Here is a 14919-nt window from a genome sequence, read left to right as displayed (position 1 = left end):
GATGAGCTACATCCCTTACGTCATTGAAAAGACGGGGCGCGGCGAGCGCTCATATGATATTTATTCTCGTCTACTGAAAGATCGTATCATCATGCTTAGCGGCGAAGTAAATGATCCGGTATCTTCCTCGATCGTAGCGCAGATGCTTTTTTTGGAAGCGGAAGATCCTCAAAAAGATATCTATTTCTACATTAACTCTCCGGGTGGTGTCATCACTTCGGGGATGGCGATTTATGATACGATGAACTATATCCGTCCCGATGTCTGTACCATCTGTATCGGTCAAGCGGCATCCATGGGAGCCTTTTTGCTCAGTTCGGGTGCCAAAGGAAAACGTTACGCCCTCCCGCATGCCCGTATCATGATTCATCAGCCTCTCGGCGGTGCACAAGGACAGGCAACTGACATCGAGATCCAAGCCAAAGAGATTTTGCGTATGAAAGCGGAACTCAATGAAATTTTGGCCAAAAACTGCGGACAAACTGTCAAAAAATTGGAAAAAGATACCGATCGCGATAATTTCATGTCAGCCGCAGAAGCGGTAGAATATGGTATTATTGATGAAGTTCTTTTACAAAAAGAAAAAGAAGAGAAATAAGGATTCATGTGGCAAGCCTCAGTGACCTCAAGCGCACACAACGACTAGGCTCCTCCGGAATGGAGGATGGTGTAGTCATTAGTGCAGGCGCACTCAATGATCCCACCAGCGATTTAGAAGTTTTTGCCAAAGAGGTACTGGGTGCCCTGATTTCCAATAATCTTCCCCCTACCCCCAATAATTTTGCCGTCTATTTTGACCGTAAGCTCGAAGAGAAAAGTGAAAGCTTACGGCGTCAAATCGGTTCTATATTGGAACTCGAAGAAGATAATGAAGACGAAAAAAGTATTGAGTTTGAGAAAACACTCAAACAAGGGTTCTCTTCCGTCAAAAGTATTTTACAGCTCAGTGCAACCTTGTATAAAAACATGTCACTTATGGAGAAAATCCTCGATAAGCGTAAAGATGAGCTTAAAGAAGTCCCCTCTCTTGAAGGTGCCAGCGAACTGCTCTCGTCTTTAAGCGGAGACGTCAGTAAACTCAGCGGTATTCTCAAAAAACAAGTTACCCATATGAAGACCATCTACGATGAGACGGCAAATATCGTCAAACAAGTAGAACAAGAGACGATCTTTGATAACCAGTACGGAGTCTATAATAAACGCTACTTAATCACCAAGCTGGAGCAAGAGCGCCATTTAATCACCGAGTTTAAACATAAAAGCTCCTTGATTACCGTCGAACTCTCTAAAAGTACTGCGCAAAGTATCCAAAGTGAAAAAGCACATCAGTTGATGATTCGAACGATTGCACGCCTCTTGTTGAAAACTTCCCGCCGGAGTGATATTGTCGCTCATTATGGTGACGGAGTTTTCGCGATGGTACTCAAACATACCGATATAGAAAGCGCCAAACGGGCTTCCGATCGTCTGTATGAATTGGTAGCATCCAGCAACTTCTTTTTGGCAGAACAAGAGATTCAGCTTCGTATTGCCATTGGAGTAACGGAAATTGATCCCGATAAATCCGTAGAGGAAACCCTTGTGGGAACCCTCGACGCTATGGAAAGCGCCCATTCCGATTCAAAGATTCACTACGCCGTCTGTAACGGCTGATATTAGGTTCTCTATGACTCTCACGATTATTACTTACCCCGATAAACAGCTAAAAAATATTTCCAAAGAGGTTACTGCGTTCGATAATACACTGCATCGATTCCTCGATGACATGTACGATACAATGATTACCTGCAATGGGATAGGGCTTGCTGCCATTCAAGTCGCCAATCCTATACGAGCCTTGCTTCTTTGTATCCCGGACGAAGAGGGAAACCAGCACAGAGACAATTTGCTTGAAATTATCAACCCTGTCATCGTCAATACGGACGGATCGGTATTATATCAAGAGGGGTGTCTAAGCGTCCCCGGCTTTTATGAGGACGTAGAGCGCTATGAAACACTCACCTTACGCTATCAGAACCGTTACGGAGAACGATGTACCCTTGAGGCCAAAGAGCTTCTAAGTATTGCTATCCAGCATGAAATCGATCATCTTGAGGGAAAGCTTTTTATCGAAAAGCTCTCGTATAGCCGCCGCAAGAAATTTGAAAAAGAGTACAAAAAAGCCCTCAAAGAGAAAAAATAGCCCTTTCTCTTCTCCTAAAATATTTCAATCTGCCATATTATTTTCTTCTTCTTGATAATTTGATACAATAATTGTTAAATAATATGGTTGGTAATTATGAAACAGCTACTCTGTGCCACATTTGAAGGGATCGATGCCAAAGCGGTAGAGGTTCAATTTTCAGCAACCAAAGGGCTCCCTGCGTTTAGCATCGTTGGAATGGCAAATACCGCTATCACCGAGTCAAAAGAGCGGGTCAAATCAGCTCTTTTGTCTAATGCGTTCACATTTCCGCCTAAACGGCTCACCGTCAATCTCGCTCCAAGCGATCTCAAAAAAGAGGGCTCTCATTTTGATCTCGCCATTGCGACACTTATCGCACTGGGAAATGATGAATGCGATGTAAGCGAATGGTACGTTTTTGGGGAGCTTGGGCTAGGAGGTGACGTTACCGAAAATATCCTCCTCTACCCAATCCTCCTCTCGCTGGCGAATCAAGGCTTAATTAGCAAAGCGATTGTCCCTTTTGTCAGTCTCGAAAAACTTTCCAAAATTCCGGGAATTGCTTTTTACGGTGTACGTAATCTCACTGAGACGTTAAACCTCCTCCAAAGTACCGAATTGCCATCCCCCTCGTTAAGTGCATCAACTTTTTCCTTTCCTATCGAAAGCCATAAGGATAAAGTATACTATTACCATGAAGAATACCCTCTCGATTTCAACGATATCAAAGGGCAAGAACATGCCAAACGTGCGGCTCTCATAGCGGCCGCAGGGATGCACAATCTGCTGCTGGAAGGCTCTCCCGGATCAGGAAAATCGATGATTGCCAAACGGCTGCGTCATATTCTACCACCGCTGAATAATAATGAGATGCTGGAGTGCGCTAAACTCGAAATTTTAGAAGGGAAAGAGCCCTCTTTTACCCCGTTACGGCCTTTCCGCTCTCCGCATCACTCCAGTACCGGAGCCAGTATTTTCGGAGGAGGAACACACAAAGCCCAAATAGGAGAAGTGGGGTTAGCGCATGGAGGGATTTTATTTTTTGATGAACTCCCCCACTTTTCTAAAACCGTATTAGAATCACTTCGAGAACCGCTTGAAGACCGTCATATCCGTATATCGCGTGTGAATGCAAAAGTGACATATGAAGCCGATTTTTTATTTGTAGCGGCAATGAATCCCTGCCCATGCGGAAATCTGTTTAGTGCTACCGTCCCCTGTCGCTGTTCAGATGTCGAAGTAAACCGCTATAAGTCACGCCTTTCTGACCCTTTTTTGGATCGTATCGATCTCTACATACAAATGCACCCTATCAGTGCTGAAGATCGTCCAAGCCTAAGCTCAAAAGAGCTCCATGCCAAAGTACGGCAGGCCTTTATTCGACAAAAAGAGCGTGGGCAGATGAGTCTCAACGGATCGTTGGGTGATGCAGAAATACAAAAATACTGTGCGGTAGATGAAGAGGGGCAAAAGATGATCGACCAAGCCATTGGGCGATTCAACCTCTCTTTCCGCGCCGTGGGAAGACTCTTAAAGGTAGCACGTACTATTGCGGATATCGAAGGGGAGAAGGAGATAAGAAAAGCTCATCTGCTGGAAGCATTGAGCTATCGGAAGAGATAAAATTTTGAGGTCGCAATTTGCGCCCTCAAAAAGTATTAGAATGTCGCCACAACCCATTGTGTAATGACGAATCCCCCTACTACCAACCAAATAAACATCGAACCAGCCGCATAAATAGGGGCTAATCCAAGTCCTTTGAATTTGGCAAAGCGTGTCCCCATACCAAGAGCTGTCATTGCCATCGTAAGCAAGAAGGTATCAATGATATTAATATTGCTGATGAGTGATTGAATAGTCGTTGCAATCGCGTCCGTTGCATGAGCATCGGTGTAATTGAGCAAAAGAGAATTAACTCCGGCCATACCGATAAAGTAGACGGCAAACCATGGGATAACCAGTTTAACGCCCCCTCCGGTTGTCCCGCTTTTCTTTGCCGCGTAGGAGAGATAAATTCCCAAAACAATCAACATTGGGGCGATCATAATAACCCGTGTCATTTTAACGATGACGGCAGTATTGGCCATATCGGCACTTGCCCCAGGAATCGATGCCGGAACCGCAACCACTTGTGCCACTTCATGTATTGTCCCCCCTACATACATCCCAAATGTACTTGGAGCCATGTGTAGAAATCCGGTTGCCGGTTCAATAATTGCAGCGTACAATACAGGATAAAGAAACATCGAAATAGTTCCGAAAAGAACGACCATCGAAACAGCAATTGCCGCCTTATATTCTTCGCTTTTTAAAACAGGTTCAGTTGCCAAAACAGCTGCCGCACCGCACACCGATGCACCTGCAGCGGTCAACATAGAGGTATCACGGTCAAGTTTAAAGAATTTTTGCGCTAAAAAGGTTCCAAGAATAAATGTCGTAGAAAGCATGATCAAAGAGACCATAAATCCCTCTATTCCCACTTGTTCAATCTGCTGAAACGTAATTCGGAATCCGTAGAAAACAATTGCGAAACGCAAAATCTTTTTCCCGGAGAAAACAATACCGCTCTCCCAGGCCGATGGAAATTTGTTATGCAACGTGTTAGCATAAAAAATACCCAGTACAATCCCCACAACCAGTGGTGAGATACCTAAATTTTTAATAACGCCAAGCCCGGCAATCATGGTTGCTGCTGCTGCGAATATAGCAACAAAAAGGATCCCGTTAATGGTTCCTGCTCGCTTTTGAGGTGAAAATGGCATAAATGTGCCCCCTATGGTTTACAAACTAAAAGGGCAATTATAGGTTATTTTGGTCAACAGGGCTCTTCCGAGGCAAAATTAATCCTCAATTCTTACAAAACCACTATGTTTAAACGTATCGGAATATCCCCATCTGCTGTTGTTTTAGCCGATTCATTCGGTTTCACGACAACCCTTTTTTCCAAGCCGGGATTTTTCAACAAATACTGATAAATCTGTTCAGCTCTGCGAGTTGAAAGAGCTTGTATCTCCTCTGCTGTGATACTTTGAACCGCTATAAGCCGCTCAACCAGCTCCGCGCTGTAATAACGGACAAAGGCACTCTCTTCCTTGTGTTCCTCTTGAAGCTTTGTTTTAAGCGCTTTTATCTCCCCTCTATCCAATGACTCTTTGGCCATTGATTCGAGTATATCCAAACTAACCGCTTGAACCGAATCAATTTTCGATGTTTTATCCCTCTTCATAGCGGCAAGGACGAGTTTTTCAGCTTTCAGTGCATGTGCATCGCTCACCGTATCACTCGCACCGTACACTTCCAGTGAAAGCTTCGGGCGTTTGGCGAGCATTGCCGCGACTTGATCGAGCTTCTCTTTCTCAGGAGGGAGCAATACCGCCGAACCGCTCTCAAAATCAATCGCTGAGAGTTTATCGTTCTCAATTCCCATCATAGAACCGAGCAGTCTAAACGGAGAGGTTACCGCCTTGGTAAAGAGATTGGTAATCACCTGCCAGACAACTTTGCCGTATTTAAAATCAGGGCTGTTCACATCCCCTTGTATCGGCAGATCGATATCAATGATCCCATCGCTGTCTTCGAGGAGTGCTACAACAAGTCGCATCGGCCAGGGTGAGCCCCCCTCTTTTTCCGCGCCCAACTCAATCTGTTTAATCAGAATATTATTCTGACCGTCAAGCTTGCCTCCGTTGATTTTGTATCCTAAATTTAAAAAGAGCCGCCCATCAGCAATCTTGTACCCCAAAAATTGCAACGAATAGGGGGTGTACTCTTTAAGCTCAAGATTATCAAAAGCGACTTTTATATCGGTATATTGCTTCGGTGCTTTGGTATTGAGCTGACCGTCGATTTTTGCCAATCCGTATTTATCTACCCCTCCGCGCAATTTAACAAACGTTGTCACATCCTTGGTCGTAGATATTCCAAGAACGGACCCCTCCAAATCATGAATATAAGTTTTAAACGGCAACGGCAACGAGAGATCACTGAACGTCGCACTGCTGTCGCGTACGAGAAGCTTTACTATATCAATACCGAAAGGGTTAGAGGACGAACGAGTTGTATTCCCCTCAGAAGCCGCATGCTTACCGAGAAGTGCGAAGTTGAGCTCTTTTTTTGCATCAATGAGCGCGTTAATATAGAATCCGTCAATTGCAAGCTGATTGATCTTAAGCCGATTATCGGGATAGGCATAGGTAAACGGAGTTGCCCCAATACTCTGCCAACCCGCCAATACCGTCTCATCGCGTGAATCGTCTACAACCCAGTCGCTTAGGGCAACTTTTCCATTCAATGCCGTTTTCAACGGGGTATAGTCATAATTTCCGCTAACAGAGAGACTGCCGCGATGGATGGATGCATAGGTGGAGGGCTCTAAATAGGGGTTGAACATCGATACGTCCAACCCATTCAATTCAAATCGTCCCTTGCTGTGCAATTTTTCCCGCACCAAATCACCGTCTACACTCAACGTACTTTTCGAATTTACACGGGTCGATGCCGTAATATGATTCGCTGATTTAGGATCACTGCCAAAATTACGGACATTTACATTAAGCTGTTCAAGATTTAGTGCAACCGTTTTATTCGGAACCTCATCCACAAAACGAACTTTACCGTCCGTTAGACTCGTAGAATCCAATACATAGCTCCACGGTGCTTCAGAAGAGGGCTTATCCTCCTTCTTTGCCGAAGTATAAACGATACGTGATACATCAAGAGAACCGTCTTTCGACCGTTTCAAAGCGACTGAAGGGTTTTTCAGCGTTATGCTCGAAATACGTGCCATCTTCTGGATTCGATCGACATGTATCCCATCCACTCCTATACCATCCAAGGCCGCAATTTGCCCTCCGTCTTTCTGACGCAAAACATTCAATGCCCCGGACGTTAACGATGCATTCAAAGGGGCACTCTCTTCACTGTTAATAGCAGTTGCATGAAGAGAGAGATTATCAAGAGACATTTTATACGGCTCAAGCGGCGCTTTATCGTTCCACGTGATACCCAATCCATCCAAATCCAATCGATCCAATGCTACTTTCCACGGTACTTTGGTCTCATTCTCATCATCAGGAAACGCTTTTTGAATCTCCTCGATATAGTGCACCCAGTCGATGGTTCCGTTTTGGTATCGTTCCGCATTCAACCCAATGGAAGAGAGTTTGAGTGATTCGGCTGAAAACACTTTACGCATCGGAAGCACTTTGCCCCCTTGAAGATGCAAAGCACCCATGTTTAGAAGGTTATGTTCTTCCCCTTTGGGGATAATACGGAGTCTGTTGACATCTGCACTTACGTGGGAGAGTTCGGTAGCGTTAATATCCGAACTGTTAAAACGGTAGTCAAAACCGAACTTTATTGTCCCATCGGCTACTTCGATCGGAAGCTTCTCTTTAAAATAGCTCCACGGCGTATAAAGCTCACCGGAATTAAAGGCGACAGTTCCGCCGATAACCAAAGGAGCAAGGGCATCGATTTTACCCCGCAACTCTACAAAGCCGCCATCGTTAATGGTTGCGTAAAATCGCAGTGCCCCGTTGGTATTTGAGAAGTGACGAAAGTCGATGTTATCCAAATTAAAACCGATAGGAGTGGCATCCAGCGTATACACTTCCCCCTCACTGGCATCAAAATAAGCCAGACTTCCCCCTTGGAGCGTAAAGTGTCTGATTAACAACTTCGGAGGCTCTGAGTTCTTCTGCGGCTCGTCATTACTACTGAGCTCGGTAAGCCATTTGAAATTAAAATCTCCCTTAGCATCTCGACGAATGGTAATTCTCGGCTCTTCAAGGGTGATATTGCCGATAACCAACCCGCCGCGCCATATATACGAGAGGGGATCAATATTGATGCTAAAGTGTTTTAACGCGACTAAATCACCTTTCTTCGGTGTCTTAAACGCCATGTTTTTCAGAGAAAGGTTCCACGTAAAAGGGTTGAACGAGGCTGATTCGACCGAGAAGTCTCCCCCCTTGGTCACCTCCGCTATTTTTTGAGGAGCGATGTGTTTGATCGCATACGGAACACCGAAAAAACCGATTACACCGTATAGTATCGTTGCAGCTGCTAACGATTTGAGAACTATCCCTTTGTTCATTGTCATGCCCTTGTCAAAATCTATTTTCATTTTATCATAGTTAAATCTATATTTCGACATAATCAGCTACTTTATCTAACCAAACGGATACCGCCATGAAACGTAAAAAAATCTACAATCCGACTTCCAACGAACATGTAAATGACCGACGTATTTTCGGCGGCAACCCTACCGGTATTTTTGAGCTTAATAACATCAAATATCAATGGGCGTATAACCTCTGGGAGATGATGCTCAACAACACATGGTTCCCCAAAGAGGTCGATATGACCCGCGATGCGGTCGATTACAAGTACCTCACCGAGATGGAAAAAACGGCGTACGACAAGGCCCTGTCACAGCTTATCTTTATGGACAGCCTCCAGACGAACAACCTGATGGATAACGTCAATCCCTACGTTACCGCTCCGGAGATCAATCTCATTTTGGTACGCCAAAGTTTTGAAGAGGCACTCCATTCTCAAAGCTATGCCGTTATGGTCGATTCAATCAGCCAAAACAGTGAAGAGATTTACGATTTATGGCGCCAAGACATGATGCTCAAAACCAAAAATGACTCCATCGCCGCCCGTTACGAAGAGCTTGCAGAGGATCCGAGCGAAAGTGCATTTTTAAAAGCCTGTTTTGCCAACCAGATCCTTGAGGGGATCTATTTTTACAGCGGATTTACCTACATCTACACCTTGGCTCGTTCAGGTAAAATGCTCGGTTCCGCACAGATGATCCGTTTTATCCAGCGGGATGAAGTGACCCACCTTGTATTATTCCAAAACATCATCAATACCCTGCGCCGCGAACGCGCCGATCTCTTCACCGAAGAGCTGATCGAAGAGGTTTACGATATGTTCCGCAAAGCGGTAGACTTGGAAGTTGCATGGGGCAAATACATCACCCAAGGGCAAATTCTAGGTCTTACCAATGAGATTGTAGAACAATACATTCAGTACCTCGCCGATTGCCGCCTTAGCGCCGTCGGACTGACCCCTTTGTATAATGTTGCCAATCCGATCAAATGGGTGGATGACTTCTCCAAATTCAACGACCAAAAAACCAACTTCTTCGAAGGTACGGTTGCGAACTATTCCAAAGGAAGCCTCAGCTTTGACGACTTCTAATATTCGCCCTGTTGTATCGCTGTGCCTTAAAACCGATGAGAATTTTGAGAAAAATCTCTCTCATCTCATTGCGCTAATCAATCAAACACCCGAGGATTGCATTGTCGTCGCACCCGAAGTAGTCTTAAGCGGTTTTGCCTATGATCGGTTTGCGGAAGCAGCGGCCTTTACTCCCATCGCCCTAGAAGCCCTTCTTCGCGTCGTCAAAAACCGTCTTCTGATTTTTACCGCCATCACACGCAGTGACGATACGTTTTATAATATCGCCTATGCCTTGCATAACGGTACCGTTATACATCAGCAGGGGAAAGTAAAACTCTTCTCTCTCGGAGGGGAAACCGACCATTTCACCCCTGCTCAAGAGGGGAGCATTGCCCCTTTTATGTTTGAAGGGATCACTGTCGGGATTTTGATCTGTTTTGAGCTTCGATTTAAAGGGTTATGGCAAAAGCTAGAGGGGTGTGATATTATCGCTATCCCGGCCCAATGGGGTAAACTGCGTTCGGATCATTTTGTCACCCTAACCGAAGCGTTGGCGCTCATGAATCAATGCTACGTCATCGCAAGCGATGCGGATAATGAAGACACCAGTGCCATGAGCGGTATTATTACCCCTTTTGGAACCGCGATACGAAACAGCGGCTCAGAGATATTGAAATCTCAATACGAATCACGTACAGTAGAATCCATGCGACGATATTTAAATGTAGGAATTAAGGGATGATCGATAAAATAACGATTATTAAAACGACTCGGATGGCAGAAGAGATTGCGAAAAGATTCTCGATCCGTCCCGTGATCAAAGATGCCATTATCCACACCAATCGTGAAGCGTTCGTCCCGATTGCGATGCGCCACAACGCCTATCGCCTAGACGCGCTCCCCATCGGTGCACAGCAGTACATCTCATCACCGCTGACGGTCGCTAAAATGACCCAGTATCTCAGTCCTGAGGGGTGTGACAATGTATTGGAGATCGGATGCGGCAGCGGTTATCAAGCGGCCGTATTGTCCAAAGTCTTTCGCCGTGTTTTCACAATTGAGAGAATCGAATCTCTCCTTTTGGAGGCAAAAGAACGGTTTCGCCATCTACGCCTGGGCAATATCCACACCCGTACCGACGACGGACAAAACGGCTGGGAGCAATATGCCCCTTTTGACCGTATTTTATTTTCCGCATCGGCACGCTCCATTCCCCAAAAACTTTTCGATCAATTGCGCGAAGGGGGGATCCTCTTGGCGCCGATGGAGCGGGGGCGTGAACAAATCATCACCCGTTTTACGAAACGGGGAGGCGTTATCTATGAAGATTCCCTCGAAGTGTGTGATTTTGTCCCCGTATTGGATGGAGTTGTCCGATGAACCTCCCCGAGACTTTTGTCGAGCGGCTCTCCCAGATTGTTCCACGTGAGCAGTTCGACGCCATTATCCGCACCTTTGATTCTCCCAAACAGGTCACTTTTCGGGTCAATACCCTTAAATCAACCCCCGAAGAGCTCGAGACAGAGCTGCGCATCGCAGAGATCCCTTATGCGCGGGTAGGGTGGCTAGAGGGGGTTTACCGTATCTCTCCCGATGATAAACTCCGCCTCACCCAAACCGACGCATTCTACGGTGGACGCCTCTACATTCAAAACCTCGCCTCCATGATCGCACCGCTGATTCTCGCCCCCCGACCCGAAGAGACAGTACTCGATCTCGCCGCAGCCCCCGGAGGGAAGACCTTGATGCTCGCCGGAATGATGCAAAACACCGGATGGCTCTCGGCAGTAGAGCTTTCACGTGAACGCTTTTTCCGCCTCCGCGATAATCTGGAGAGCCAAGGGGTGACCAACGCCCACACCTACATGACCGACGGGCGAAGCGTAGGGAAGAAATGTCCCGAGATGTTTGACCGCATCCTCCTTGATGCGCCGTGCTCCTCCGAAGCCCGCTTCAAAACACATGAGCCTAAATCGATGTCGTTTTGGACGATACACAAGGTCAAAGAGACCTCCAAACTTCAACGGCGATTATTGCTCTCTGCCTTTGATGCCCTCAAACCGGGAGGCAAACTGCTCTATTGCACCTGCTCGTTTTCCCCCGAAGAGAACGAAAGCCCTCTTCAGCACCTCTTAGAGCGCCACGGAGACCGTTTAATCACCTTGCCCCTCACATTGCCCTTCGACAACGTCCAAAAGCCCTTACAGCGATGGGGAAAAGAGATTTTTGACGAGCGGATCCAAAACGGTGTCCGTATTTTGCCCACCGATACGATTGACGGATTCTTTTTGTGCCTGCTGGAGAAAAAATGAACTCCATATTATTCGTTTGTCTCGGTAATATCTGCCGCTCTCCGATTGCTGAAGGGGTAGCGAGAAAACTGATAGAAGAGGGTGGTCATAGCATCACCGTCGATTCGGCAGGGACAGGCAGCTGGCACGTCGGCGAAACCCCGTGTCAACACTCCGTTACCGTCGCCCGAAACCATTCTGTCGATATTTCAACCCTCCGCGCCCGTCAGGTAAAAAAAGCTGATTTCACCGCGTTTGATCTTATTGTCGCTTTGGATCAGAGCAATTACCGCGATCTCAAAGCATTAGGATGTCAAAATCTGGTCAAATTGGGAGATTACGGGCACAACGGAGCCGATGTCCCCGATCCGTACTTTTTTGAGGGGTTTGAGGGGTTCGAACACGTCTACACGATGATCGAATCGTGTGTAAAAGAACTCCTTAGCCGCTGAAGGGAAGTTCTTCGTACCCGATAGTAGTACCGAGGATGTAACACGGTGATTCGCTCACACGGCCGTTATAACTGCCGATCCCTATCGCACAGCTCTTGGTATCCATTTCCGCCGTTATCCCCTCCGACATATCGAGCGTTTTGAGGATGTTATCGCTTACCAGCTTGGCATCGCTAACACCGTCTATCCGAAACCCTATATCAATCCAGTCAAACCCTCGTGCGATGTCCTGAACACTAAAACGGATGTCGATAGAAGTAGGGGAGAGTGGGGTTATGGAGCGGACTTCTCCCTGACGGGCGAAGTCAATACGCTCACACAGGTCTTTGAGCGATGAACTGCTCAGGGGCTTTACTGGCACCCTTCACACTCCATCGTTCGGTCTGCGGTATCGCTTTTTTGCTCCGGTGATTGAGAGCGGAGATAATAGGTCGATTTGAGTCCCAGTTTCCAGGCGAGCATATAAATATCGTTCAAATATTTACCGCTTGCTTTATCAAGGGTGATAAAGATATTGAGACTTTGCCCCTGATCGATCCATTTTTGACGGATTGCCGCCGCTTTGACGAGGATCGTTTGATCGAGATCATACGCCGGAGTATAGTATCCCCACGTCTCAGGGCTGAGTTGCGGAGCAACCACAGGGATAAGACCGGAAAGATTCTCTTCAAACCATTTGCGTTTGTAAATCGGTTCAATTGTCTGCGTCGTCCCCGTGAGGATCGAGATAGAGCTTGTCGGCGCGATCGCCATCAAATAGCCGTTACGCATCCCCTGCTTTTTGATCGTTTCACGCAGAGCATCCCACTCGTAGTTCGGGGCGAACAGTCCGCCGCGATCCACAAGATTTTGAACTTCTGCCGTAGCATGATCCATCGGAAGAATTCCACGGCTCCATTTAGAACCTTGATACTCTGAGTACGACCCTTTTTCAACCGCAAGGTTTGAAGAGGCGAGAATAGCGTTATAGCTTACCGCTTCCATCACTTCATCGATTTTGTCGAAATGTTCTTGGCTTCCCCAAACGATTTTGTTTTCCGCAAGCATCTGTGCTTCACCCATAACACCCAAACCGATCGCACGGCTGCGCATGTTAGTCCGCTTGACTTTCTCCAACGGATAGAAGTTAAGATCTATTACGTTATCGAGTGCTCGGATCGCTATTGGAACGATACGGTCGATATCTTCTTTCGTATTGATACGGGAGAGATTGACAGAGGCAAGATTACATACGGCTGTCGCACCGTCCACTTTCTCTTTCTCGACGATGTAGATCTGACGCCCTTGAAGCGAATCCAACGCCGTAATCTTTTTTGCCGGTTTTTCAATCCCGCTGTCCACTGTTACTAATTCATCTTCTTCATACGTTAGAAACGAGCCGTCTTCAAATTTCACTTTTACGAGATAATGATTCGGCTGTGTGTTCTGAAAGATTTCAGTACACAGATTCGAGCTTCGAATGATTCCGTAATGATCATTTGGGTTAGCCCGGTTAGCACTGTCTTTAAAACACAAGAACGGACTTCCCGTCTCAAAATACGACGTTAGAATCTTTTTCCAAAGATCTTTTGCCTTGGTGTGCTCTTTGATAACGCTCGGATCTTGTTCGAGTTCGAGATACCGTTTTTCAAACTCTGCACCATGAAGTTCGGTAAGTTCTTTGACGTCAAACGGATCAAACAGTGTCCAGATACCGTCTTCGACGACACGTTTCATAAACATATCGTTGATCCATAGTGCAGGGAACAAGTCATGCGCACGTCGTCGCTCTTCCCCTGAATTTTTCTTCACATCGAGGAAATCTTTCACATCCATATGCCATGGCTCTAGGTATACCGCGATGGCCCCTTTACGGGTTCCAAGCTGATCAACCGCGATCGCGATATCGTTGGTGATTTTCAAAAACGGTACGGTTCCCCCCGCAGCGTTTTTATGCCCATCGATGAACGATCCCATCGCCCGAACCTGTGTCCAGTCCCAGCCGATACCCCCGCCGAATTTAGAGAGGAGTGCCATCTCTTTGTAGGCGTCAAAAATCCCTTCGATATTATCAGGGCTTGATCCGATATAACATGAGCTGAGCTGATGGCGAGTCGTACGGGCATTAGAGAGGGTAGGGGTTGCCAGCATCACTTCAAATTTAGAGATCATGTCGTAGAATTTTTTTGCCCACCCTTGGCGATCGTTCTCATTTTGCGCCAAGAACATTGCGACTGCCATAAACATATGTTGAGGCAACTCGATAGGATCTCCGTTACGGTCTTTAATCAAATAGCGGTCGTACAACGTCTTAACGCCAAGATAGTTAAATTGTAAATCGCGTTCCGGATCGATATAGCCGTCCAAATCACTGAGATCGTATTTCTCTTTGAGGCCGAGTAAAATACGCCCTTCGGCCTCTCCGCGCTCGAAATAACTTTCCAAGGTGCCATAACCTGTAAATCCGTTTACACGGTGATAAAGATCGTACAAAAAGAGGCGTGATGCAACAAACGTCCAGTTTGGGCTGTCGATATCAATTTTATCAACGGCTGTTTTAATCAGCGTATGCTGTATCTCGTTGCTGTTAATACCGTCACGAAACTGGATTTGCGCGTCCACTTCGAGTTCGCTTTGCGATACGTTAAAAAGCCCTTTGACAGCAGCAGACGTGTATTTTTGAATTTTGGTTATATCGAGCGGCTCTCGGCGCCCGTTACGTTTAATAATGGTTAGCATCTCTCTCCCTTGGACTCTCTACTAGTTTGAATATCAAGGGAATACATCCTCTTGATTACGCTTGCCGCTAAGGCACTAAAGCTTGCCTCGAATGAGGCGA

General features: G+C 46.4%; 13 protein-coding genes. 9 read left to right on the top strand and 4 right to left on the bottom strand.

The window, feature by feature from the left end:
* The first annotated feature begins 1 nt into the window (after nucleotide 1).
* The 4 genes from clpP (at nucleotide 2) to WC407_RS12050 (ending at nucleotide 3787) form a co-directional block, all read left to right on the top strand.
* Nucleotides 2-598 carry an ATP-dependent Clp endopeptidase proteolytic subunit ClpP gene (gene clpP, locus WC407_RS12065; RefSeq protein WP_373022914.1) on the top strand — a complete coding sequence of 199 codons (597 nt, stop codon included), beginning with the start codon at nucleotides 2-4 and terminating at the stop codon, nucleotides 596-598.
* A gap of 8 nt (nucleotides 599-606) precedes the next feature.
* Nucleotides 607-1653 (top strand): diguanylate cyclase, encoded by a 1047-nt coding sequence (locus WC407_RS12060; RefSeq protein WP_373022913.1) that lies wholly within the window; start codon nucleotides 607-609, stop codon nucleotides 1651-1653.
* Between the two features lie 13 nt (nucleotides 1654-1666).
* Entirely contained in the window at nucleotides 1667-2182 is a 516-nt protein-coding gene (def, locus tag WC407_RS12055) for a peptide deformylase (protein ID WP_373022912.1), read from the top strand.
* A 96-nt stretch (nucleotides 2183-2278) separates the two neighbouring features.
* Entirely contained in the window at nucleotides 2279-3787 is a 1509-nt protein-coding gene (locus tag WC407_RS12050; RefSeq protein ID WP_373022911.1) for a YifB family Mg chelatase-like AAA ATPase, read from the top strand.
* Nucleotides 3788-3822: 35 nt separating this feature from the next.
* Here WC407_RS12050 and WC407_RS12045 read toward each other — a convergent pair whose 3' ends face one another.
* Nucleotides 3823-4926 (bottom strand): YeiH family protein, encoded by a 1104-nt coding sequence (locus WC407_RS12045; protein WP_373022910.1) that lies wholly within the window; start codon nucleotides 4924-4926, stop codon nucleotides 3823-3825.
* A gap of 92 nt (nucleotides 4927-5018) precedes the next feature.
* Nucleotides 5019-8291 (bottom strand): DUF748 domain-containing protein, encoded by a 3273-nt coding sequence (locus tag WC407_RS12040; RefSeq protein WP_373022909.1) that lies wholly within the window; start codon nucleotides 8289-8291, stop codon nucleotides 5019-5021.
* 65 nt (nucleotides 8292-8356) lie between these two features.
* Here WC407_RS12040 and WC407_RS12035 point away from each other — a divergent pair, with 65 nt between their 5' ends.
* Genes WC407_RS12035 through WC407_RS12015 form a run of 5 tightly spaced genes read left to right on the top strand, consistent with a single transcriptional unit; the run spans nucleotide 8357 to nucleotide 12101 of the window.
* Nucleotides 8357-9376 carry a ribonucleotide-diphosphate reductase subunit beta gene (locus WC407_RS12035; protein WP_373022908.1) on the top strand — a complete coding sequence of 340 codons (1020 nt, stop codon included), beginning with the start codon at nucleotides 8357-8359 and terminating at the stop codon, nucleotides 9374-9376.
* Complete coding sequence (locus WC407_RS12030; protein ID WP_373022907.1) at nucleotides 9363-10100, top strand: nitrilase-related carbon-nitrogen hydrolase; 738 nt, start codon at nucleotides 9363-9365, stop codon at nucleotides 10098-10100. The genes WC407_RS12035 and WC407_RS12030 overlap by 14 nt, the downstream gene beginning before the upstream one ends.
* Nucleotides 10097-10738 carry a protein-L-isoaspartate(D-aspartate) O-methyltransferase gene (locus WC407_RS12025; RefSeq protein WP_373022906.1) on the top strand — a complete coding sequence of 214 codons (642 nt, stop codon included), beginning with the start codon at nucleotides 10097-10099 and terminating at the stop codon, nucleotides 10736-10738. Before WC407_RS12030 ends, WC407_RS12025 begins: the two co-directional genes overlap by 4 nt.
* Nucleotides 10735-11670, top strand: a complete 936-nt coding sequence (locus WC407_RS12020) for an RsmB/NOP family class I SAM-dependent RNA methyltransferase (protein WP_373022905.1) — start codon at nucleotides 10735-10737, stop codon at nucleotides 11668-11670. Before WC407_RS12025 ends, WC407_RS12020 begins: the two co-directional genes overlap by 4 nt.
* Complete coding sequence (locus WC407_RS12015) at nucleotides 11667-12101, top strand: low molecular weight protein-tyrosine-phosphatase (RefSeq protein ID WP_373022904.1); 435 nt, start codon at nucleotides 11667-11669, stop codon at nucleotides 12099-12101. Before WC407_RS12020 ends, WC407_RS12015 begins: the two co-directional genes overlap by 4 nt.
* Here the strand turns inward: WC407_RS12015 and WC407_RS12010 are convergent.
* Both WC407_RS12010 and WC407_RS12005 read right to left on the bottom strand, forming a co-directional pair.
* Nucleotides 12091-12462 carry a hypothetical protein gene (locus tag WC407_RS12010; RefSeq protein WP_373022903.1) on the bottom strand — a complete coding sequence of 124 codons (372 nt, stop codon included), beginning with the start codon at nucleotides 12460-12462 and terminating at the stop codon, nucleotides 12091-12093. The genes WC407_RS12015 and WC407_RS12010 overlap by 11 nt on opposite strands.
* On the bottom strand, nucleotides 12453-14819 hold the full coding sequence (locus tag WC407_RS12005) for a ribonucleoside-diphosphate reductase subunit alpha (RefSeq protein WP_373022902.1): 2367 nt from the start codon (nucleotides 14817-14819) through the stop codon (nucleotides 12453-12455). Before WC407_RS12005 ends, WC407_RS12010 begins: the two co-directional genes overlap by 10 nt.
* Nucleotides 14820-14919 lie beyond the last annotated feature (100 nt).

The sequence above is a fragment of the Sulfuricurvum sp. genome, from assembly GCF_041651515.1.
Lineage (GTDB): Bacteria > Campylobacterota > Campylobacteria > Campylobacterales > Sulfurimonadaceae > Sulfuricurvum.
Note: the sequence above shows the minus strand (reverse complement) of the source record. Positions and strands in the feature narration are given on the sequence as shown.

Bases quoted from the DNA above. Each gene is read 5' to 3' on its own strand.
- WC407_RS12020 (WP_373022905.1), top strand. From the start codon at position 10,735: ATGAACCTCCCCGAGACTTTTGTCGAGCGGCTCTCCCAGATTGTTCCA.
- WC407_RS12040 (WP_373022909.1), bottom strand. From the start codon at position 8,291: ATGAAAATAGATTTTGACAAGGGCATGACAATGAACAAAGGGATAGTT.
- WC407_RS12015 (WP_373022904.1), top strand. From the start codon at position 11,667: ATGAACTCCATATTATTCGTTTGTCTCGGTAATATCTGCCGCTCTCCG.
- WC407_RS12050 (WP_373022911.1), top strand. From the start codon at position 2,279: ATGAAACAGCTACTCTGTGCCACATTTGAAGGGATCGATGCCAAAGCG.
- WC407_RS12045 (WP_373022910.1), bottom strand. From the start codon at position 4,926: ATGCCATTTTCACCTCAAAAGCGAGCAGGAACCATTAACGGGATCCTT.
- WC407_RS12035 (WP_373022908.1), top strand. From the start codon at position 8,357: ATGAAACGTAAAAAAATCTACAATCCGACTTCCAACGAACATGTAAAT.
- WC407_RS12025 (WP_373022906.1), top strand. From the start codon at position 10,097: ATGATCGATAAAATAACGATTATTAAAACGACTCGGATGGCAGAAGAG.
- def (WP_373022912.1), top strand. From the start codon at position 1,667: ATGACTCTCACGATTATTACTTACCCCGATAAACAGCTAAAAAATATT.
- WC407_RS12005 (WP_373022902.1), bottom strand. From the start codon at position 14,819: ATGCTAACCATTATTAAACGTAACGGGCGCCGAGAGCCGCTCGATATA.
- clpP (WP_373022914.1), top strand. From the start codon at position 2: ATGAGCTACATCCCTTACGTCATTGAAAAGACGGGGCGCGGCGAGCGC.